The organism is Paraburkholderia bryophila, assembly GCF_013409255.1.
Classification (GTDB): Bacteria; Pseudomonadota; Gammaproteobacteria; order Burkholderiales; family Burkholderiaceae; genus Paraburkholderia.
The window spans coordinates 3,160,733-3,180,581 of sequence record NZ_JACCAS010000001.1 but is presented as its reverse complement, the minus strand read 5'-3'; the positions used below and the strand labels follow the sequence as shown (position 1 = coordinate 3,180,581).

Here is a 19,849-nt window from a genome sequence, read left to right as displayed (position 1 = left end):
CTCAGGACGAACACCCTAGATGTAGCAAATATTCCGCCAGCCATAAAAAAACCGCCGGTGCGAAGCACGCGGCGGTTTTTAGTCGGCTCGAAGCGGCAGATCTTACAGCTTGCCGTAGCTATGCAAGCCCGACAGGAACATGTTGACGCCGAGGAACGCGAAGGTCGTCACCAGCAGGCCGGTCAGCGCCCACCATGCCGCGACCGCACCGCGCAGGCCCTTCATCAGGCGCATGTGCAGCCATGCCGCGTAGTTCAGCCAGACGATCAGCGCCCACGTTTCCTTCGGGTCCCAGCTCCAGTAGCCGCCCCAGGCTTCCGCAGCCCACAGCGCGCCGAGAATCGTCGCGATCGTGAAGAACGCGAAACCGACGGCGATCGATTTGTACATCAGGTCGTCAAGCACTTCGAGCGGCGGCAGACGGTCCGCCAGCACGCCGCGCTCTTTCGACAGATACGCGACACCGACCATGGCCGACAGCGCGAAGCTGCCATAGCCGATGAAGTTCGCCGGCACGTGGATCTTCATCCACCAGCTTTGCAGCGCCGGCACCAGCGGCTGGATCTGCTGCGCGTCACGCGCGACCGAGTACCACATCAGGAAGCCGACGGCCGCGCCGATCACCAGCAGCACGAACGCGCCGAGCGCGCGGGTGTTGTAGTGCTGCTCGTAGTACAGATAGAACAGCGCGGTGATCAGGCTGAACAGCACGAACACTTCGTACAGGTTCGAGATAGGAATATGGCCGACGTCCGCGCCGATCAGGTACGACTCATACCAGCGCACCATCAGGCCGACGAAACCCATCAGCACCGCGGCCCACGTCATCTTCGAGCCGATCGCGGCGCCGGTCGGCGAGCGCGACAGCAACCCGATCCAGTAGAACACGGTGGCGAACACGAACAGCGCACTCATCCACAGAATCGCGGACTGGCTCGACAGGAAGTATTTGAGGAAGAACGCGTTATCCGCGCGGCTCAGGTCGCCGTGGTAAATCTGAATGGCCAGCAGCGACAGCGCCGCAATACCCACCATCAGCAGACGCACCGGTTTCCAGCGCCAGCCGAGCACCATGAACACCGGCACCGCGCACACCAGCACCAGCTTGTCGTAGTAATTCATGAACGGGTGATAGCGCGACAGCGCAAACCCGGCGCCCGCGACCATCGCGACGGCGAACAGCCAGTCGACGACGCCGAGCCGTTTCAGAAACGGCCGCTCGTCGTACTGCGCGACGTTCAGCGCGTTGAACGACTCTTCCGCGCTGACCTTTTTCGGGCGTGCGGGTGAGGAGGAGGAGGAAACCTGAGTCAAGTCCATGATCTTACCGGGTCGAATCTTGTGAGCTTGCGGACGGCGCGCCGGGGTGGCCGGGCTTGTCGGAGCCGCCGGATGCTTCAGTGAGTTTGGCACCCAGTGCGGCGCCGACAGCGTCGCGCGTCTGGACGAACTCCTTCTCGAAGTCGAGCGTTTTACGTGCGCTCGACATGGCCATCACGACATTCGTGCCGCGATCGGTATCTTTAAGCCAGAACCAGAGGCGCCGTTCGCGGACGTAGAACATCGAAAAGATGCCCAACACGAGAAGCAGGCTGCCAAGATACACGACTTTTTTGCCCGGCGCGCGCGTCAACTGAAATACCGAAGCTTGCACCTGCTTGAATGAGTCGAGCTGTAAATAGACCGGCGAACCATACAAAAAGCTGTCGGAAATCGCGTTGATCGAGCTCTGGATGAAACGGCTCGCGTCCGCATTGGCCGTAGCCGCAGGCTCGCCGAGTTGCTGGCGGGACAGTTGCCACAAGTCCCAGGTGGAGCCTTCCAGCATGCGCAGCAGTAGACCAGCGGCTTTTTCCTGCTCGCCCTTCGGCACCGAATGGTCGATAAACCCGGCGATCCCCTGAAAGCCGCCAACCGGTTGGCCGTTCGGCAGCTTGATGCTGTTGTCCGCGCCGGCGAACAGGGTCAGCACGCGCAGCGCGCTTTCTTCGAGGTGCTGCTGCAGTTCCGTGTTCGAACCCGGCACCGAGCGCAGCGCGAAGCTGTGCGCGGCCGCGGCGCGCATGGCCGGATCTTCCAGCGTGGCGCGCAGGTTCATCCATTCCTTGACCGTGCCGCCGCTGTCGGCGGGAATCCGCAGATAGCGGAACGGATCGTCCGGATTCAGGCGCATGCCGGCGAGGAACATCTTTTCGCCGGCGACGTCCACCGGCAGCATGTAGTTGTTGTACTCGCGCGCCTGGCCGTCCGTGTCGCGCACCTTGTACTGCACCGACGGGCCGACATTGTGCAGATCGAGCGGCTTGGACGACTTCGCGCCGGAGCCGAGCCGTTCGTCGAAGGCCTCTTTCAACGTGCGATGCGCGGCGACGCCGCGCGCGTCGTTCTGGCCGCTGCCATTCGACACGTTTTCGACGTTGATCGCGCGGAAATCGGTGAACTCCACCGTCTTGCCGTCGGCCAGCGGCGTGGCCGTGCTCAACGGCGCATTGCCGCCGATCGTGCCGCCGAACGGCGCGGTCTTCGCGCTCGCGCCGCTCATGGGGTACGCGGTCATCTGCATCTGCGAGCCGCCGTCCTGGAAGCTCGACTGATAGATCGACACGCCGTCGTAAGTGAACGGCTTGTTCACTTCGACGCGCGCCGGCACCCGAGCGCCGGTCTTGTGATCGACTACGACGATGTCGCTCGCGAACAGCTTCGGCATGCCCGTCGAGTAATAGTCGACGATGAACTTGTTCAGTTCGATCGAAAACGGCAGGTCCTGGATCAACGAACCGTCCGGCTGATTCAGAATCGCCGTGGACACGTGCTGCCCTTCCGGCACCCACGCATAGCCGCGGAACGTCGGGTTGGACTGCGACATGCGGTGTTCCGGCGGAATGTCGTTGATCACCGTGTTGGCGCGGATCGGCGATTTGTCGAACAGCCACATTTGCAGCTTGATCGGCAGATTGCTGTCGAGCAGACCGCCGAGGCAGATCACGACGATCGCGACGTGAGCCGAGATATAACCGAACTTGGTCAACGCCCCGCGCTTGGCGGCGATCAGCGTGGCGCCTTCCGACTCACGCGTGACGAATTTGTAGCCGAGCTTGGCCGAGAGCGTGGCGAGCACCATCGAAGTCTGCGCGCGCGTGCCGTTCACCGCGAATTCGCCCTTGTGATGGAATGCGCGCAGGCTGCCTTCGCGAACCTTGTCCTTCCAGCTCTTCGCGTCGGCGACCATCTTCGGCGCGTTGCGGATCACGCACAGCGACACCGACACCATCAGGAAACCGAGGATCAGCATGAACCACCACGAGCTGTACACCGTGTACAGGCTCAACGAGCGGAAGATGTCCGCCCAGAACGGGCCGAACTGATTGACGTAGTTGGGATACGGATCGTCCTGCGTGAGAACGGTGCCGATGATGCTGGCGATCGACAGAACCACGAGCAGCGAAATGGCGAAACGCATCGAACTCATTACTTCGATGATGTTGCGCGCAATACGATTGCCCGACTTCGACTGCAAACCCGACGTGGTGACGCTCATTCATACTCCGACTGAACAGCAAAAAAGGGTGAAGGGCTGTCGTAGGCACGACGCCCCCACCCTTTTCTTGTTTTGTACCGGCCTCGACGGGCCGGTTGCATTTGCGTGCGAACCCTTTAATGCAGGCCCGCGATGTAATCGGCGACTGCCTTGATCTCACTATCCGACAACCGTGTGGCAATGGCATGCATCGGCTCATTGTTATTGCGTGCGCCCGGACCCTGCGTGAACGCCAGCAACTCCGTCACCGTGTACTCGGCCCATTGCCCCGAGAGACGCGGATACTGCGACGGAATCCCCTGACCGGTCGGGCCGTGGCAGCTCGCGCACGCCGGCACACCCTTGTCCGCGATCCCGCCGCGATAAATCTTCTGACCGAGCGGAACGGTGTCTTTGTTGTGCGCGTAGCCGGGCTTAGGCGTCTGCGTCGAAAAATAGGCGGCGACATTGACCATGTCCTGATCGGACAGCGCGGCCGCCATGCCCGCCATGATCGCATTGTTGCGTGCGGGCTGCTTCGCGCCTGCCTGGGTCTTGAAGTCTTTGAGCTGCTTGACGAGATATTCGGGATGCTGGCCCGCCAGCTTTGGATACGCACCGCCGGCGCTGTTGCCGTCTGCCCCATGGCATGACGCGCACACCTGCACCGCGATTGCCTGCCCCCGATTGATGTCCGGTTTTGCCGGATCTGCTGCTCGTGCCTGAATTGCCAAACCTGAAAGACCTGCAGCTACATGAAGCACCATCAGAGTCTTGCTCAGTCGATTCATTCGCACACCCTGTCTCGTCTTGTGGGATTTTTAGAGAGCCCCTATGGGGACTTTCTTCGGGGCGGAAAACCTGGGACAGCCCAGCGTTTTCTTGAAGATTTTGCAAACTACGACAGCGACCGACAGACCCGTGAAGAGCCGCCAAGGCACGCGGGCTGGCCCCCTCAGGTTTTCAGTAAACCATCGTATTGTACAATAACTCGCTAATCGCTAAGACGCCAGTCGGGCTTGACCCGTCCCCACTCCGGGTTCCCCGGCGTCTCGAATACCGGCCTGATCATGTCCTTCCTGCTCCACCAATCCCGCTTTTTCACGACCGTCAATCACTTGCGTGATCTGCCGGCCACCGCGCAACCCGAGATCTGCTTTGCGGGGCGCTCGAACGCGGGCAAGTCCACGGCCATCAATATTCTGTGCAATCAGAAGCGCCTCGCGTTCGCCAGCAAGACGCCGGGCCGCACGCAGCACATCAATTATTTCTCGGTGGGCAAGGAAGACGAGCCGACCGCGTACCTGGTCGACCTGCCGGGTTACGGCTACGCGGAAGTGCCGGGCGCGGCCAAGGCGCACTGGGAAGCGCTGCTGTCTACCTATCTGCAATCGCGCTCGCAATTGCGCGGCATGATCCTGATGATGGACTCGCGCCGCCCTTTGACGGATCTGGACCGACGCATGATCGAGTGGTTCGCGCCGACCGGCAAGCCGATCCACACGCTGCTCACGAAATGCGACAAATTGACGCGTCAGGAAAGCGTGAACGCGTTGCGCGCGACGCAGAAAGGCTTGGCTGAATATCGCACCGCCGGCTATCGGGGCGAGTTGACCGCCCAGTTGTTCTCGGCGCTCAAACGCGTTGGGATCGACGAAGCGCACGAGCTGGTTGAAAGCTGGCTGATCCCCAATGCGGCGGGCGAAGCGGACGCGGCGCAATAACTCCTGCGAGCCCTGCGGCTGCTGGAGCAAGGCCAGACGGCATTTCCGGCCGCCCATAAAAAAACCCGCCGCTTTAACGGCGGGTCAAACAGCCTAATCGAAAAAAACGACAGGCACCCGCTCAGGGAGGAGAAGCGGGGAGGTCAGCGCATGGCGCCTTGCTCGATCGGTATGATATACCATTGTCTCGAAAAGTTTCCGGGAGCGGAGGCAGGCGTTACTTGCCCACTCCACACATCCACGATCTTCGAGTCGATATGAGCTTTTATCCGCACTACCGTCCGCGCCGCATGCGCCGTGACGATTTCTCGCGTCGCCTGATGCGGGAAAACATCCTCACCACCAACGACCTGATCTACCCCGTGTTTGTCGTCGAAGGCACCAACGTACGGCAAGCCGTACCGTCGATGCCGGGCGTCGAGCGCGTGTCCGTCGATCTGCTGATGGGCGTGGCCGCGCAATGCGTCGAGCTGGGCGTGCCCGTGCTGTCGCTGTTTCCGGCGATCGACCCCACGCTGAAAACGCCTGACGGCCGCGAAGCGACCAATCCTGCCGGTTTGATTCCGCGCGCGGTTCGCGAACTGAAGAAGCACTTCCCCGAGCTGGGCGTGCTGACCGACGTGGCGCTCGATCCGTACACGAGCCACGGCCAGGACGGCGTGCTCGACGAAAACGGTTACGTGATCAACGACGAAACCGTCGAGATCCTCGTCGAACAGGCGCGTGTGCAGGCTGAAGCGGGCGTCGATATCGTCGCACCGTCGGACATGATGGACGGGCGCATCGGCGCCATCCGCGAAATGCTCGAGAGCGAAGACCATGTCCATACGCGGATCATGGCTTACGCGGCCAAGTTCGCCTCGGCGTTTTACGGCCCGTTCCGCGACGCCGTCGGCTCCGCCACGAACCTGGGCAAGAGCAACAAGATGACTTACCAGATGGACCCGGCCAATTCGAATGAAGCGCTGCGCGAAGTGCAAGCGGACATCAACGAAGGTGCGGACATGGTGATGGTCAAACCGGGTATGCCGTATCTGGATATCGTGCGTCGCGTGAAAGACGAGTTCCAGTTTCCGACGTACGTGTATCAGGTGAGCGGCGAGTACGCGATGCTGAAGGCGGCCGCGCAGAACGGCTGGCTCGATCACGACAAAGCGATGATGGAATCGCTGCTGGCGTTCAAGCGCGCTGGCGCCGACGGTGTGCTGACGTATTTCGCGCTGGATGCCGCCAAGATTTTGCGCTCGCAGAAGTGAGTTGATGCGGTTGCGCTTTTTGGCGTGAGGTAAGGCGGTGAAAAGAACGGGGGCTAGTCAGCCTCGACCACGATCGCCTTGCGCTCGACACTCAACTCCAATTGTTTGGTCTCGCGCTCGATTCCCAGCTTCACCGTGGTGGCAGGCTGACCTCGAATCAACGCGGTGATCTGCTCGAGCGACATCTCCGCTGTGGACTGGCCGTCGATGCTCGTGATGCGATCGCCAGGCTTCACGCCGGCGAGTTGTGCCGGCGCGCCGGGAATCACAGCGCGCACCAACGCGCCCGTGTCATTCACCGGCCGGGCAATGCCAATCCCGATGCCAACCAGCGATTGCGTCGCCGCCGGCAGACGCAGCCATTTGTCGGGCATACCGCTGTCACAGTTGGTACACCGCAGCGAACCATCCGCCTGGCGCTGGAAGCGGAACAGCGGCTTGGCAGTCGACGCGCATCCCCGTGCCTGCGACGTATCACGCAGCATCAGGCCATGCTCGCTCTGGCAGGCGCGCAATGTATTGGGCATGGCAGGCAACTGCGGACCGACCAGAATGCCGAGCGACACGTAGGCAATATCGCCCTTCACCACCACTGCCGGTTGCGCGGGCTCGAGCAACTGCCCTTTGCGCCAAGCGTCCCACGCCGTTTTCAGATTCGGATAAGGCGACGCCACGTAGGTGCCGTTCAACGGACCATTCGGATTCGTGGCGCGTTCGCGTAATCCGGGCGGCAAGACGATGCTCGGCAGATATCGCGGCGCGGCGTCCTCGCCTCGCAACTGGCCATTGCTGAACGTGAGCATAAACAACTTGCCGTCGCGTTCGGCGAGGACTTGGCCTGATTCGTCGAACTCGCCTATCGCGTCGTAGCTCGGAGATTTTGCCGGACGGCCATCGCTCTGGACGAAGCTGATCCGATCGTCTTTGCGCACCTGAATCAGGCCAATGGTGTCGAGCGTGCCGGTTTCGACGCTTTGGTACACGAACGGCAGCACGACTTTGCCCGTTTTCGCGTTCAGCAATCCGTATTGCGAGCCGAGCCGGGCTTCGGCGAGATCGGGGAAATTGTCGTGTTGTTCGATTTCCAGATCGTCGTAGCCGGTGGCGTTGAGGGACTTGCCGTTCTGGTAGAGGTAATACTTGCCGTCGCGCTGAGTTACTTCGGACGTGGAAGTGGTTGCGCTTTGCGGTTCGGTTGATTCGCTTGCGGCGAAAGCATGAGACGTAAACAGCACTTGCGTCAGCAGAAGTGTGGCGATCAGAATCCCTGCGGCTTTGGATGAGTTCTCGAAGCGGTTGTAACGCTCGGCGTTGTTCATCTTCGTGGATCGCACCGGTTCGTCCTTTTTTGGCTGACGCAGTTGCTTTCTTGTTCTGACGTTCTGACGTTCTGACGTTCTGACGTTCTGACGTGCTGACGTGCTGACGTGCTCAGATTCTGCGTGATGCGGCTGCCCTGAACAGAATTCGTGGGCGCGCCACGCGAGTCGAATTGGACTACGCCTCAGGTAACTCAGCGCCCGGGCGTGTCGTCGCCTCGTCTGCTACGTCACGCTCGAGCACGCATCAAGCTAAGCCAGTCTCGCTCACGCCCCCGGCGCGCTGACCCGGTCAAGACTGCGCAAGAACTTATCCGCGGACTCGTACCCAACCACCCGCAGCACTTCCTTCCCGCCCTGATCGAAGAAAATAATGCCGGGCGGCCCGAACAGGCTGAAACGCTTGAGCAGCATTTGATCGTCCGCATTGTTCGCGGTAACGTCGGCGCGCAGCAGATTCATCTGCTTTAATTTCGCCTGCACACGCGGATCGCTGAAGGTGAATTTCTCCATCTCCCTGCAACTGACGCACCAGTCCGCATAGAAATCGAGCATGGCGGGTTGGGCAGCCGTTTTAACGGCCTGGTCGAGCTCCGTCGACGAGCGGACCGACGCGAACGTCAGATCGTCCTGCGACGCCGTACCGGGCTTATTGGAGGCATTAGCGACAGACGCCTCCTGGCCGCGTGCGGCCAACACGGCAAGTGGCCGCAGCGGATCGGACGATCCGGCCGCCAAGCCGACCAGCAGCACCGCGGCCCAGATGGCAAGCGCCGCACCGAAACCGCGCCCCAAACGACGCCAGACCGACGCCTCAACGCCCGGCGCCGAGAACAACCCGAGCGACGCCGCGGCAATCAGCAGCCAGAGCGCGCTCAACAGCATGGTCGCGGTCGCGCCGAGCACCGGCCAGACGATCCACAGCGCAGCCGCGAGCAGCACCACGCCAAAGAAGACCTTGACGCCGTCCATCCATGCGCCGGCACGCGGCAACAGCGTGCCGGCGCCCAACCCGAGGATCAGCAGCGGCACGCCGAGGCCGAGGCCCATCGAGAACAGCGCGGCGCCGCCGAGCACGGCGTCGCCGGTATGTGCGATGAACGCGAGCACGGCAAACAGCGGCGCCGTCATACAGGCGCCGACCACCAGTGCCGACAACGCGCCCATTAGAGCGACCGCGGCGAACTTGCCGCCGGAGCGTCCCGTCGATGCGCGCGACACACCGTCCTGCCAACGCTGCGGCAACGCGATGTCGAAGCCCGCGATCAGCGTCAGCGCAAAAATCGTCAACAGAACGCCGAACGCGCCGAGCACCCACGGGTTCTGCAGCCACGCGCCGAGACTCTGCCCGACCATCGCAGCGGCAACGCCCAGCGCGGTGTACACAAGCGCCATACCGATCACATACGCCAGCGACAAAGCAAAACCGCGGGCACGCGTGACCCGCGCGCCTTCACCGATGATGATCGCCGACAGGATCGGAATCATCGGATACGAGCACGGCAGCAAGCTGAGCACCGCGCCGGCGACGAAATAGAGCCCGATGATCGCGAAGAACCCACCGCCTTGCAGCAGCGACTGCGCGTAGTCGGCGCTCGTGGCGCGCTCATACCAAGGCGTGCCGGCTGCCGGCGATTGCTGCGCAGCGGCGGGAGCCGCTGTGCTCACGGCGGCTTGCAAAGCATCGCCGCTGACGTGGTAGACGCGCTCCATCGGCGGATAGCAAATGCCAGCATCGGCGCAGCCTTGCGACGTCACCGCCAGATCAAAAGGGCCGGCCGCTTGCTTGATCGGAATTCGGATCGTCAGTTCGTTACGATACGTCTCGACGTTCTTGTTGAAAGTCTGATCGAACTTGACATGGCCGGCCGGCAGTTGCGGCTCACCAAGCGCGACCGTCCCGTTGCGGGTCACGAAGGCGAAGCGCTCGCGGTACATGTAGTAGCCGTCCGCGATCTTGTAGGTCACGTCGACTTCGCCAGGTTTCTCCGTCGCGCTGAATTTGAAGGCAACCGCAGGGTCAAGAAAGTCGTCCGTGGCGCGGGCGAGCGTGCCGAACTGCGCGAGCATGAGGCTGGCGAGCAGCAGAAATACGGTGCGCAGCGCCACGCGCGCACGCCGGTCAAGACCGTTAAACATGGAGGGGACGTTGGGTTTCAGCGGTGATCCACCGGCCGTACGCGGCCGATGCGGCCGCTTGCCACGAGAGGATTTCCGGCGTGTCGTAGGGATGATGCGCGTGAATGTATTGCTCAAGTTCCCACGCACGTGCGGCGCTGGTCTTGAACAGCAGCTGGATCTCTTGCGCAGTCTCGATCGTGCCCCGCCAGTGATAACTGGACTGCACAGCGCCTAGTTGCGTGACGCAGGCGCATAGCCGTGCGGCCAACGCATCCGCAGCAAGTTTCTGAGCGACGGCCGCATCCGGAACCGTGGTCAGAATTAAGGTCACACTCAGGCTCACAACAGACTCCGGCGACGCACGATTCAGGTGCCGTTATCGTATCACCTAGCCCCATGCTCTCGCAGACGAGACCACGGCGAACAGACTACCTCGGGCGTTTTGTCGCGGCGGATAGGCGGATATTTATCGAGCATGCTTTCGGCTCCCAAAAACAAAAAAGCCAGGCTAGGCGCCTGGCTTTTCTTTGATGCTAAAAGCTTACTCAGCTTCTTGCACTTCAACTTCTTCAACTTCCGGACGGTCGAGCAGTTCGACCAGTGCCATCGGCGCATTGTCGCCATTGCGGAAGCCGAACTTCAGCACGCGCAGGTAGCCGCCCGGACGGGTAGCGTAGCGCGGGCCCAGAACTTCGAACAGCTTCGTGACCGAGTCACGATCGCGCAGACGGTTGAACGCCAGACGACGATTTGCCAGCGACGGCTTCTTGCCGAGCGTGATCAGCGGCTCGACAACTTTACGGAGTTCTTTTGCCTTCGGCAGCGTGGTCTTGATGACTTCGTGCGCGATCAGCGAGTTGGACATATTACGGAGCATTGCCAGACGGTGGCTGCTCGTGCGGTTCAGTTTCCGCAAACCATGACGGTGACGCATGTTAATTCCTTTGATTCAGAGTTTTGGTCCAGCTCTTCTATCGCACTCGATTCACCACAAGGTGTGAGTGCACGGGCCGGTAGTAAAAAAAGACAAGACGCGGATTTTAAAGGAAAATCCGCGTCTTTGCCAGTCCAGCAGCGGGTTCTGTCCCGGTATGACTCTCGACTTACTTGTCCAGACCTGCCGGCGGCCAGTTTTCGAGCTTCATGCCAAGCGTCAAACCACGCGACGCCAGTACTTCCTTGATTTCGTTCAACGACTTGCGACCCAGATTCGGGGTCTTGAGCAGTTCGTTTTCCGTGCGCTGGATCAGATCGCCGATGTAGTAAATGTTCTCGGCCTTCAGGCAGTTCGCGGAACGAACCGTCAGTTCGAGATCATCGACCGGACGCAACAGGATCGGATCGATCTGTGGCGCACGCGACGGCGCTTCCGCCGTTGCTTCGGTACCTTCCAGAGCAGCGAACACCGACAGTTGATCGACCAGAATGCGAGCCGATTGACGGATCGCTTCTTCCGGCGAAATCACACCGTTCGTTTCGATGTTCATCACAAGCTTGTCGAGGTCAGTACGCTGTTCGACGCGAGCGCTTTCAACGGCGTAGCTCACACGACGAACCGGCGAGAACGACGCGTCCAGCACGATACGGCCGATGATCTTGGCCGACTCTTCGCCATAACGACGCACATTACCCGGCACATAGCCGCGGCCCTTTTCGACCTTGATCTGAACGTCGAGCTTACCGCCCTTCGACAGATGCGCAATCACGTGATCCGGGTTGACCACTTCGCAATCGTGTGCGAGTTCGATGTCGCCAGCGGTGACAACGCCTTCGCCTTCCTTGCGCAGCGTAACCGTCACTTCGTCACGGTTATGCAGCTTAAAGACCACGCCCTTCAGGTTCAACAACAGGTTGACCACATCCTCTTGCACACCGTCGAGCGTCGAATACTCATGTACGACGCCTGCGATCGTCACTTCGGTCGGCGCGTAGCCAATCATCGACGACAACAGCACGCGCCGAAGCGCGTTACCCAAGGTGTGGCCGTAACCGCGTTCAAACGGTTCCATGACCACTTTCGCATGGCTCTCGCCAAGCGATTCAACTGCGATGATCTTGGGCTTCAACAAACTGGTTTGCATAGGTTTTCCTTTTCAATACCCTCGGCTCGTTACACCGATAAGGCTGACCGGTAACAACCTGAAAATAAACAGCCGAGACGCCCCCTTGCGCAACGCAATCGGGGTGCCCCGGCCATTAATCCGATTACCGCGAATACAATTCGACGATCAGGCTTTCGTTGATATCGCCAGCGATGTCGCTGCGTTCCGGCTTCGACTTGAACGTGCCTTCGAACTTCTTCGAATCCACAGCGACCCAGCTCGGCAGACCGCCTTGCTCAGCCAGCGACAGCGCTTCGAGAATACGCGCTTGCTTCTTCTTCTGTTCGCGCACGGCAACGACGTCGCCTGCCTTCACTTGCATCGACGGGATATTCGACACGACGCCGTTCACCGTCATCGCCTTGTGGCTGACCAACTGACGCGCTTCAGCACGCGTCGAGCCGAAGCCCATGCGATACACGACGTTGTCCAGACGCGATTCGAGCAACTGCAACAGGTTTTCACCCGTGTTGCCCTTAAGGCGGTCGGCTTCAGCGAAGTAGCGACGGAATTGGCGCTCGAGAATGCCGTAGATGCGCTTCACTTTTTGCTTTTCGCGCAACTGCGTGCCGTAGTCGGACGTGCGTGCACCCGAGGTGCGGCCGTGCTGGCCTGGTTTGCTATCAAGCTTGCACTTGTCAGCGAGCGAACGACGGGCGCTCTTCAGGAAGAGGTCAGTGCCTTCACGGCGGGACAGCTTGGCCTTAGGGCCGATATAACGTGCCACGTTGATTCCTTCTATGATTAATCACGCAGGTGCTCGCACTTACGCTAGTTCGAACCCTTTGGACCGAACGGTGGGCTTAGTCAATTAAATAGCACAAGCGGCCTGCCGCCGCGCAGGGCGGCAACAGGCGCTCGTAAAATCGGCGTCTTAGATACGACGACGCTTCGGCGGACGGCAGCCGTTGTGCGGGACCGGAGTCACGTCGGAGATCGCGGTGATCTTGATGCCAAGACCATGCAACGCGCGCACCGCCGACTCGCGGCCAGGACCGGGGCCCTTGATCCGCACTTCGAGGTTCTTCACGCCGTATTCCATCGCCACGCGGCCTGCCGATTCGGCTGCCACCTGGGCTGCAAACGGGGTCGATTTACGCGAACCCTTGAAGCCCTGACCACCCGACGTTGCCCAAGCAAGTGCATTGCCTTGACGATCAGTGATCGTGATGATGGTGTTGTTGAACGACGCGTGAACGTGAACCACGCCCTCGGCGACGTTCTTCTTGACCTTCTTGCGAACGCGTTGCGCCGCGGAGTTGTTCGAAGCCTTAGCCATTACGTTTTCCTGTAACTGTCAGTTCCGCTTACTTCTTCAGCGATTGCGCTGCACGACGCGGACCCTTGCGCGTACGGGCATTCGTACGCGTACGTTGGCCGCGCAGGGGCAAGCCCTTACGATGCCGCACGCCACGGTAGCAGCCGAGATCCATCAGGCGCTTGATGTTCATCGTCGTTTCACGGCGCAGATCGCCTTCAACGATGAACTTGCCGACTTCTTCACGCAGCTTTTCGAGGTCTGCGTCGTTCAGGTCTTTGACCTTCTTCGAAAATGCCACACCAGCAGCGACGCAAATGTCGCGCGAGCGCGTGCGGCCGACACCGTAAATAGCCGTCAGGCCGATTTCGGTATGCTGGTGATTCGGGATGTTAACCCCTGCGATACGAGCCATTGTTTTTCCTCAAACAAAAAGCGCTAGCAAAAAGCGCGGCGTTCAGCCTTGACGCTGTTTGTGGCGCGGATCAGAGCTGCAAATCACGCGCACAACGCCTTTGCGCTTGATGATCTTGCAATTGCGGCAAATGCGCTTAACCGATGCCATCACTTTCATGATATTACCCTTTTTTCAAATCACTTCGCCCGGAACACGATCCGCGCACGCGACAGATCGTAAGGCGTCAATTCAACCGTCACCTTGTCGCCCGGCAAGATTCGGATGTAGTGCATCCGCATCTTGCCGGATATGTGTCCCAATACGACATGGCCGTTTTCCAGCTTCACCCTAAAGGTAGCGTTAGGCAGGTTTTCGATGACTTCACCCTGCATCTGGATAACATCGTCTTTGGCCATAAGTCCTTTCAACGCATCGGGACGCCGCCGCCTTTGAAATTAGCTTTCTTCAGCAGCGATTCATACTGTTGCGACATAACGTACGACTGCACCTGCGCCATGAAATCCATTGTGACGACGACAATGATCAGCAGCGACGTTCCACCAAAATAAAACGGCACGTTCCAGCGCAGTACCAGAAACTCGGGCAGCAGACAAACAAACACGATGTAGATCGCACCGGCCAGCGTCAGACGCGTCAGGATGCGGTCGATGTATCGCGCCGTTTGATCGCCCGGGCGGATGCCAGGGACGAACGCGCCACTCTTCTTCAGGTTGTCGGCCGTTTCTCTGCTGTTGAACACCAATGCGGTGTAGAAAAAACAGAAGAAGACGATCGCCAACGCGTACAACAACACGTACACGGGTTGACCGGGCTTAAGAGCTTCGGCCACGTTATGTAACGTGTCTGCGAACCAGCTGGTACGCGACCCTGAACTAAACCAGTTCAGGATGGTTGCCGGGAAGAGAATGATCGACGATGCAAAGATCGGCGGAATCACACCCGACATGTTCAACTTCAGAGGCAGATGCGAAGACTGTCCGCCGTAAATCTTGTTACCGACTTGCCGCTTCGCGTAGTTCACAAGAATCTTGCGCTGGCCGCGCTCAATGAACACCACCAGATACGTCACTGCAGCAATCAGTGCGACCACAATAATCGCCGAGATGATGCTCATCGAGCCGGTTCGCACCAGTTCGAAAAGACCACCGATCGCGTTCGGGAAGCCCGCCGCAATACCACCGAAAATGATGATCGAGATACCGTTGCCAAGCCCGCGCTCCGTGATCTGCTCACCTAGCCACATCAAGAACATCGTGCCAGTCACCAGCGTCACGACCGTCGTCAAACGAAACACCATACCCGGATCGATCACCAAGCCCGGCTGATTTTCCAGTGCGACAGCAATGCCGAATGCCTGGAACGTTGCCAGCAGAACCGTAAAAATACGCGTGTACTGCGTAATCTTCCGCTGTCCCGCCTGCCCTTCCTTTTTTAGCGCTTCCAGCTGCGGCGATACAATCGCCAGCAACTGCATGATGATCGACGCCGAAATGTACGGCATGATCCCCAGCGCAAAAATCGTGAACCGCGAAAGTGCGCCACCCGAGAACATGTTGAACATGCCTAGGATGCCGCCCGACTGGCTTTGGAACAATTTTGCCAGTTGGTCCGGGTCAATACCCGGCACCGGAATGTGCGCGCCGATACGGTAGACGATCAACGCCAGCAGCAAAAACATTGCTCGCCGACGCAGATCGCCAAACTTCGCCGCGCCGCGACCGGGTTTTGCGAGACTCGGGCTGTTAGCCAAGTACCTTCTCCGATGCTAATGCTAGTGACGGCAAAATCGACTTGCGCGTTACTCGGCGAACGAGCCGCCGGCTGCTTCGATAGCAGCGCGCGCACCCTTCGTCGCACCCAGACCCTTCACAACGACCTTGCGCTTCAACTCGCCGGTTTTGATGATCTTGGCGCTCGTGATCATCTCGCCAATCAGGCCGGCTTGCTTCAGAGCCAACAGATCGATTTCGTCGACCGGCAGCTTCTCCAGATCAGAGAGGCGCACTTCACCGACGAACTCCTTCGTCAGCGAGGTGAACCCACGCTTCGGCAGGCGACGTTGCAGCGGCATTTGACCGCCTTCGAAACCAACCTTGTGAAAGCCGCCCGAACGCGACTTCTGACCTTTGTGACCACGGCCAGCGGTCTTGCCGAGGCCGGAGCCGATGCCGCGACCAACGCGCCGCTTTGCGTGCTTCGCACCTTCAGCCGGCTTCAGGTTATTCAATTCCATTATCAACTCCTTGAGTCCTGGTCAGCCGCTTAGCTGATGACCTTAACGAGGTACGAAACCTTGTTGATCATGCCGCGCACAGCCGGCGTGTCCTGCAACTCGCTAACCGAGTTGAGTCGGCGCAGGCCCAAGCCACGCACCGTTGCACGGTGCGTTTCACGGGTGCCGATCAGGCTCTTGACGAGCTGGACCTTGACAGTTTTATCAGACATGGTGTCCACCTTAGCCCAGAATATCTTCGACGGACTTGCCGCGCTTCGCCGCGATATCACCCGGCGTCGACTGCTTGCGCAGACCGTCGAGCGTTGCGCGAACGAGGTTATACGGGTTCGTCGAACCGTGGCTCTTGGCCACAACGTTCTGCACGCCCATCACGTCGAACACTGCGCGCATCGGACCGCCAGCGATCACACCGGTACCATCCTTGGCCGGAGCCAGGAGAACCATCGATGCGCCGTGCTTACCGTGCACTTCGTGTTGCAGGGTACCGTTCTTCAACGGCACCTTGAACATGTTGCGGCGAGCTTGTTCCATCGCTTTCTGAACAGCGACGGGCACTTCCTTCGCCTTGCCCTTGCCCATACCGACGCGGCCATCACCATCGCCAACCACGGTCAGAGCGGCGAAGCCGAGAATCCGGCCCCCCTTCACGACCTTGGTCACGCGGTTGACCGAAATCATTTTTTCACGAAGGCCGTCGTCGCGTTCGTCAGCCTGAACTTTCGCTTGCATCTTTGCCATGACGAATTCTTCCCTTAGAACTTGAGTCCGGCTTCGCGCGCCGCATCAGCCAGCGCTTTCACGCGGCCGTGGTAACGGAAACCCGAACGGTCGAAGGCGACGGATTCGATGCCGGCAGCCTTAGCCTTTTCTGCGATGCGCTTACCAATCAGAGTCGCAGCAGCGACGTTGCCGCCCTTGCCCGTCTGATCAGCAAGTTGCGCACGCACTTCGGCTTCGAGCGTCGACGCGCTAGCGAGCACCTTGGTGCCGCACGGCGAGAACACTTGCGCATAGATGTGCGTGTTCGTGCGATGCACGGCGAGACGGGCGACCTGCAGCTCAGCGATCTTGATACGCGTCTGACGAGCGCGGCGCAGGCGAGATTGAGTCTTATCCATGATTGCGCACCCTTACTTCTTCTTCGTTTCTTTGAGGATCACAACCTCGTTGGCGTAACGCACACCTTTGCCCTTATAGGGCTCCGGCGGACGATAGCCGCGCACTTCTGCAGCGACTTGGCCAACTTGTTGCTTATTGATCCCCTTGATCACGATTTCGGTTTGCGTCGGGGTTTCAGCCTTGACACCTTCCGGCATCTGGTGCACCACGGGGTGCGAGAAACCCAGCGACAGGTTCAGCTTGTCGCCTTGCGCCTGTGCGCGGTAACCGACGCCAACCAGCGTCAGCTTGCGCTCGAAACCCTTCGTCACGCCGTTCACCATGTTCGCAACCAGTGCGCGCATCGTGCCCGACATCGCATTCGCTTCGCGGCTTTCGTCAACCGGCTCGAATTTCAGCGTGCCGTTGTCGTTCACCACCTTCACGAGGCTGTTAGCAGCCTGCGAAATCGTACCCAGCGGGCCCTTGACGGTAATGCTTTCGTCGCTCAGGGCCACTTCTGCGCCTTCCAGCGCGATCGGGCTTTTACCTACTCGAGACATGTTTCTCTCCTTTCGGCCTTAAGCGACGTAGCAGATGACTTCGCCGCCAACGCCCGTTGCACGCGCCTTGCGGTCCGTCATCACGCCCTTCGGCGTCGACACGATTGCCACGCCGAGGCCATTCATGACCACAGGGATGTCGTTACGGCCGCGGTACACACGCAGCCCAGGCTTCGAGACGCGCTCAATGCGCTCGATCACCGGACGGCCAGCGTAGTACTTCAACACGATGTTCAATTCAGACTTCGCACCTTCGGACTTCACTGCGAAATCATCGATATAGCCTTCGTCCTTAAGGACTTGCGCAATCGCAACCTTGACTTTCGACGAGGGCATAGTCACCGAGACTTTCTCAACCATCTGCGCATTGCGGATGCGAGTCAGCATATCGGCGATAGGATCACTCATACTCATTTACGTTTCTCCTATTACCAGCTCGCCTTGGTCAGGCCAGGGATCTCGCCGCGGAACGCGATTTCGCGAATCTTGTTACGCGCCAGCCCGAATTTACGGAACGTACCGCGCGGACGACCGGTAATTGCGCAACGATTGCGCTTACGGGTCGGGTTAGAGTTGCGCGGCAGTTGTTGCAGTTCCAGACGTGCTGCGTAATGCTCTTCGTCCGACTTGCTCATATCGCCAATGATCGCCTTCAACTCCGCACGCTTGGGAGCGTACTTAGCAGCGAGGCGAGCACGCTTCTTTTCACGTTCGATCAGTGCCAGTTTAGCCACGGTAACCTCAGTTTCTGAACGGGAACTTGAAGCTGGCGAGCAGAGCCTTTGCTTCGTCGTCGGTCTTCGCAGTCGTCGTGATGCTGATGTTCAGCCCACGCAGTGCGTCGATCTTGTCGTAGTCGATTTCGGGGAAAATGATCTGCTCTTTCACACCGATGTTGTAGTTGCCGCGACCATCGAACGCACGACCGGAGACGCCACGGAAGTCGCGCACACGGGGGAGCGCAACCGTCACGAAACGGTCCAGAAATTCGTACATTGCTTGACCACGCAACGTCACCATTGCACCGATCGGATAGCCTTGACGGATCTTGAAGCCAGCGATTGCCTTGCGTGCTTTAGTGATCACCGGCTTCTGGCCTGCGATCTTCGTCAGGTCGCCAACGGCGTTTTCGATGATCTTCTTGTCAGCAACCGCTTCGCCAAGGCCCATGTTAAGGGTGATCTTGGTGATCCGCGGCACTTCCATTACGGACTTGTAACCGAACTTCTCGATGAGGCCGGGTACAACCTTTTCTTTGTAAAACTCTTGCAAACGAGCCATTTTTTTACTCCGCAGCGTCAGGCGCTCAGCTCGGCACCGGTCGTTTTAAGGAAACGGACTTTCTTGTCTCCTTCGACCTTGATGCCTACACGCGACGCCTTGCCATTCGCGTCGACCAATGCGACGTTCGAAATTTGCAGCGGCATCGTCTTGGCTTCCACACCGCCCGTCGTACCCTTCATCGGGTTCGGCTTGACGTGTTTCTTGACGAGATTGATGCCCTCGACAATCACTTTGCTTTCGCCAACGGACAGCACGACGCCGCGCTTGCCTTTATCTTTGCCGGTGATGACGATAACTTCGTCACCTTTGCGAATCTTGTTCATCGCGACTCCTTACAGCACTTCAGGTGCCAGCGAAACGATCTTCATGAATCGTTCGCTACGCAACTCGCGCGTGACAGGCCCGAAAATACGGGTGCCAATAGGTTCGAGCTTGGCATTCAACAACACGGCGGCGTTGCCATCAAACTTGATCAGCGAGCCATCCGGACGGCGCACGCCCTTGGCGGTGCGAACCACCACGGCGTTGTAAATCTCGCCTTTCTTCACGCGCCCGCGCGGCGTTGCTTCTTTGACGGTCACCTTAATGATGTCGCCAATGCTGGCATAACGACGCTTCGAGCCGCCGAGCACCTTGATGCACATGACTTCACGTGCACCCGTGTTGTCGGCCACTTCAAGCCGAGTTTCGGTCTGGATCATGGTTTATCTATCCCAACTTAATCCGGCCACACCACCATGGCGTACCCGGTCAGTCTTGGTCCCGTCAGCCAATCGGCTGCTTGGGTATGAACAGCAGCGACGGCAAACGAAACCCGCCATCGCAATCCGGTGAATCCTACGGAACAGACTGGCGCCCGAACCGCTTCCCCCACCAACTTCGCCCGCGACGGGGCTCCCATAAAAGAGGGAAGACCGAGATCATATCACATAACCTCGGTCTTGCAAGCGAAA

At 59.5% G+C, this 19,849-nt stretch carries 26 protein-coding genes; 2 read left to right on the top strand and 24 right to left on the bottom strand.

What is annotated here, in order from left to right; all coding sequences use genetic code 11:
• Window positions 1-102: 102 nt before the first annotated feature.
• From ccsB to GGD40_RS14180, 3 genes are all read right to left on the bottom strand, one after another.
• A complete protein-coding gene (gene ccsB, locus GGD40_RS14190) occupies window positions 103-1,320 on the bottom strand; it encodes a c-type cytochrome biogenesis protein CcsB (protein WP_179744028.1) in 1,218 nt (405 codons plus the stop codon).
• A gap of 4 nt (window positions 1,321-1,324) precedes the next feature.
• Window positions 1,325-3,538, bottom strand: coding sequence for a cytochrome c biogenesis protein ResB (locus GGD40_RS14185; RefSeq protein WP_179744027.1), 2,214 nt, complete (start codon window positions 3,536-3,538; stop codon window positions 1,325-1,327).
• 116 nt (window positions 3,539-3,654) lie between these two features.
• Window positions 3,655-4,308 carry a c-type cytochrome gene (locus GGD40_RS14180; protein WP_179707995.1) on the bottom strand — a complete coding sequence of 218 codons (654 nt, stop codon included), beginning with the start codon at window positions 4,306-4,308 and terminating at the stop codon, window positions 3,655-3,657.
• A 279-nt stretch (window positions 4,309-4,587) separates the two neighbouring features.
• On the opposite strand from GGD40_RS14180, the gene yihA reads away from it, so the two are divergent.
• Together yihA and hemB are read left to right on the top strand one after the other, a co-directional pair.
• On the top strand, window positions 4,588-5,241 hold the full coding sequence (gene yihA, locus GGD40_RS14175) for a ribosome biogenesis GTP-binding protein YihA/YsxC (protein ID WP_111932949.1): 654 nt from the start codon (window positions 4,588-4,590) through the stop codon (window positions 5,239-5,241).
• 257 nt (window positions 5,242-5,498) lie between these two features.
• Entirely contained in the window at window positions 5,499-6,497 is a 999-nt protein-coding gene (gene hemB, locus GGD40_RS14170) for a porphobilinogen synthase (protein ID WP_179744026.1), read from the top strand.
• Between the two features lie 53 nt (window positions 6,498-6,550).
• Here hemB and GGD40_RS37225 read toward each other — a convergent pair whose 3' ends face one another.
• The 21 genes from GGD40_RS37225 to rplN all read right to left on the bottom strand — a co-directional run bounded on the left by GGD40_RS37225 (window position 6,551) and on the right by rplN (window position 19,597).
• Window positions 6,551-7,831, bottom strand: coding sequence for a PDZ domain-containing protein (locus GGD40_RS37225; RefSeq protein WP_179744025.1), 1,281 nt, complete (start codon window positions 7,829-7,831; stop codon window positions 6,551-6,553).
• 252 nt (window positions 7,832-8,083) lie between these two features.
• Complete coding sequence (gene dsbD / locus GGD40_RS14160) at window positions 8,084-9,955, bottom strand: protein-disulfide reductase DsbD (RefSeq protein ID WP_179744024.1); 1,872 nt, start codon at window positions 9,953-9,955, stop codon at window positions 8,084-8,086.
• Window positions 9,948-10,280, bottom strand: a complete 333-nt coding sequence (gene cutA / locus GGD40_RS14155) for a divalent-cation tolerance protein CutA (RefSeq protein WP_373565285.1) — start codon at window positions 10,278-10,280, stop codon at window positions 9,948-9,950. The genes dsbD and cutA overlap by 8 nt, the downstream gene beginning before the upstream one ends.
• Before the next feature lie 198 nt (window positions 10,281-10,478).
• Window positions 10,479-10,871, bottom strand: a complete 393-nt coding sequence (gene rplQ / locus GGD40_RS14150; protein ID WP_035554761.1) for a 50S ribosomal protein L17 — start codon at window positions 10,869-10,871, stop codon at window positions 10,479-10,481.
• Window positions 10,872-11,040: 169 nt separating this feature from the next.
• Window positions 11,041-12,018 carry a DNA-directed RNA polymerase subunit alpha gene (locus tag GGD40_RS14145; RefSeq protein ID WP_179744023.1) on the bottom strand — a complete coding sequence of 326 codons (978 nt, stop codon included), beginning with the start codon at window positions 12,016-12,018 and terminating at the stop codon, window positions 11,041-11,043.
• A gap of 124 nt (window positions 12,019-12,142) precedes the next feature.
• Entirely contained in the window at window positions 12,143-12,766 is a 624-nt protein-coding gene (rpsD, locus tag GGD40_RS14140) for a 30S ribosomal protein S4 (RefSeq protein ID WP_179707984.1), read from the bottom strand.
• Window positions 12,767-12,913: 147 nt separating this feature from the next.
• Window positions 12,914-13,318 (bottom strand): 30S ribosomal protein S11, encoded by a 405-nt coding sequence (rpsK, locus tag GGD40_RS14135; RefSeq protein WP_006052224.1) that lies wholly within the window; start codon window positions 13,316-13,318, stop codon window positions 12,914-12,916.
• A gap of 28 nt (window positions 13,319-13,346) precedes the next feature.
• Complete coding sequence (rpsM, locus tag GGD40_RS14130; RefSeq protein WP_012434566.1) at window positions 13,347-13,712, bottom strand: 30S ribosomal protein S13; 366 nt, start codon at window positions 13,710-13,712, stop codon at window positions 13,347-13,349.
• 42 nt (window positions 13,713-13,754) lie between these two features.
• Complete coding sequence (rpmJ, locus tag GGD40_RS14125; protein WP_004199844.1) at window positions 13,755-13,871, bottom strand: 50S ribosomal protein L36; 117 nt, start codon at window positions 13,869-13,871, stop codon at window positions 13,755-13,757.
• 20 nt (window positions 13,872-13,891) lie between these two features.
• Entirely contained in the window at window positions 13,892-14,110 is a 219-nt protein-coding gene (gene infA, locus GGD40_RS14120) for a translation initiation factor IF-1 (protein WP_004521905.1), read from the bottom strand.
• An 8-nt stretch (window positions 14,111-14,118) separates the two neighbouring features.
• Window positions 14,119-15,465 (bottom strand): preprotein translocase subunit SecY, encoded by a 1,347-nt coding sequence (gene secY / locus GGD40_RS14115; protein WP_179707982.1) that lies wholly within the window; start codon window positions 15,463-15,465, stop codon window positions 14,119-14,121.
• 48 nt (window positions 15,466-15,513) lie between these two features.
• Window positions 15,514-15,948 carry a 50S ribosomal protein L15 gene (gene rplO / locus GGD40_RS14110; RefSeq protein ID WP_035554754.1) on the bottom strand — a complete coding sequence of 145 codons (435 nt, stop codon included), beginning with the start codon at window positions 15,946-15,948 and terminating at the stop codon, window positions 15,514-15,516.
• A 29-nt stretch (window positions 15,949-15,977) separates the two neighbouring features.
• A complete protein-coding gene (gene rpmD / locus GGD40_RS14105) occupies window positions 15,978-16,160 on the bottom strand; it encodes a 50S ribosomal protein L30 (RefSeq protein ID WP_007180126.1) in 183 nt (60 codons plus the stop codon).
• Between the two features lie 10 nt (window positions 16,161-16,170).
• Window positions 16,171-16,689: a 30S ribosomal protein S5 gene (gene rpsE, locus GGD40_RS14100; protein ID WP_006052219.1), complete on the bottom strand. Its 519-nt coding sequence runs from the start codon at window positions 16,687-16,689 to the stop codon at window positions 16,171-16,173.
• A 14-nt stretch (window positions 16,690-16,703) separates the two neighbouring features.
• Window positions 16,704-17,069: a 50S ribosomal protein L18 gene (gene rplR / locus GGD40_RS14095; protein ID WP_006052218.1), complete on the bottom strand. Its 366-nt coding sequence runs from the start codon at window positions 17,067-17,069 to the stop codon at window positions 16,704-16,706.
• A 12-nt stretch (window positions 17,070-17,081) separates the two neighbouring features.
• Window positions 17,082-17,612 carry a 50S ribosomal protein L6 gene (gene rplF, locus GGD40_RS14090; protein ID WP_179707980.1) on the bottom strand — a complete coding sequence of 177 codons (531 nt, stop codon included), beginning with the start codon at window positions 17,610-17,612 and terminating at the stop codon, window positions 17,082-17,084.
• An 18-nt stretch (window positions 17,613-17,630) separates the two neighbouring features.
• Window positions 17,631-18,026: a 30S ribosomal protein S8 gene (gene rpsH, locus GGD40_RS14085; RefSeq protein WP_006052216.1), complete on the bottom strand. Its 396-nt coding sequence runs from the start codon at window positions 18,024-18,026 to the stop codon at window positions 17,631-17,633.
• 14 nt (window positions 18,027-18,040) lie between these two features.
• Window positions 18,041-18,346 (bottom strand): 30S ribosomal protein S14, encoded by a 306-nt coding sequence (gene rpsN / locus GGD40_RS14080; RefSeq protein WP_006052215.1) that lies wholly within the window; start codon window positions 18,344-18,346, stop codon window positions 18,041-18,043.
• 7 nt (window positions 18,347-18,353) lie between these two features.
• On the bottom strand, window positions 18,354-18,893 hold the full coding sequence (rplE, locus tag GGD40_RS14075) for a 50S ribosomal protein L5 (protein ID WP_006052214.1): 540 nt from the start codon (window positions 18,891-18,893) through the stop codon (window positions 18,354-18,356).
• 17 nt (window positions 18,894-18,910) lie between these two features.
• Window positions 18,911-19,219 (bottom strand): 50S ribosomal protein L24, encoded by a 309-nt coding sequence (gene rplX / locus GGD40_RS14070; protein WP_035554751.1) that lies wholly within the window; start codon window positions 19,217-19,219, stop codon window positions 18,911-18,913.
• Window positions 19,220-19,228: 9 nt separating this feature from the next.
• Window positions 19,229-19,597, bottom strand: coding sequence for a 50S ribosomal protein L14 (gene rplN, locus GGD40_RS14065; RefSeq protein ID WP_179707978.1), 369 nt, complete (start codon window positions 19,595-19,597; stop codon window positions 19,229-19,231).
• Between the last annotated feature and the right edge of the window lie 252 nt (window positions 19,598-19,849).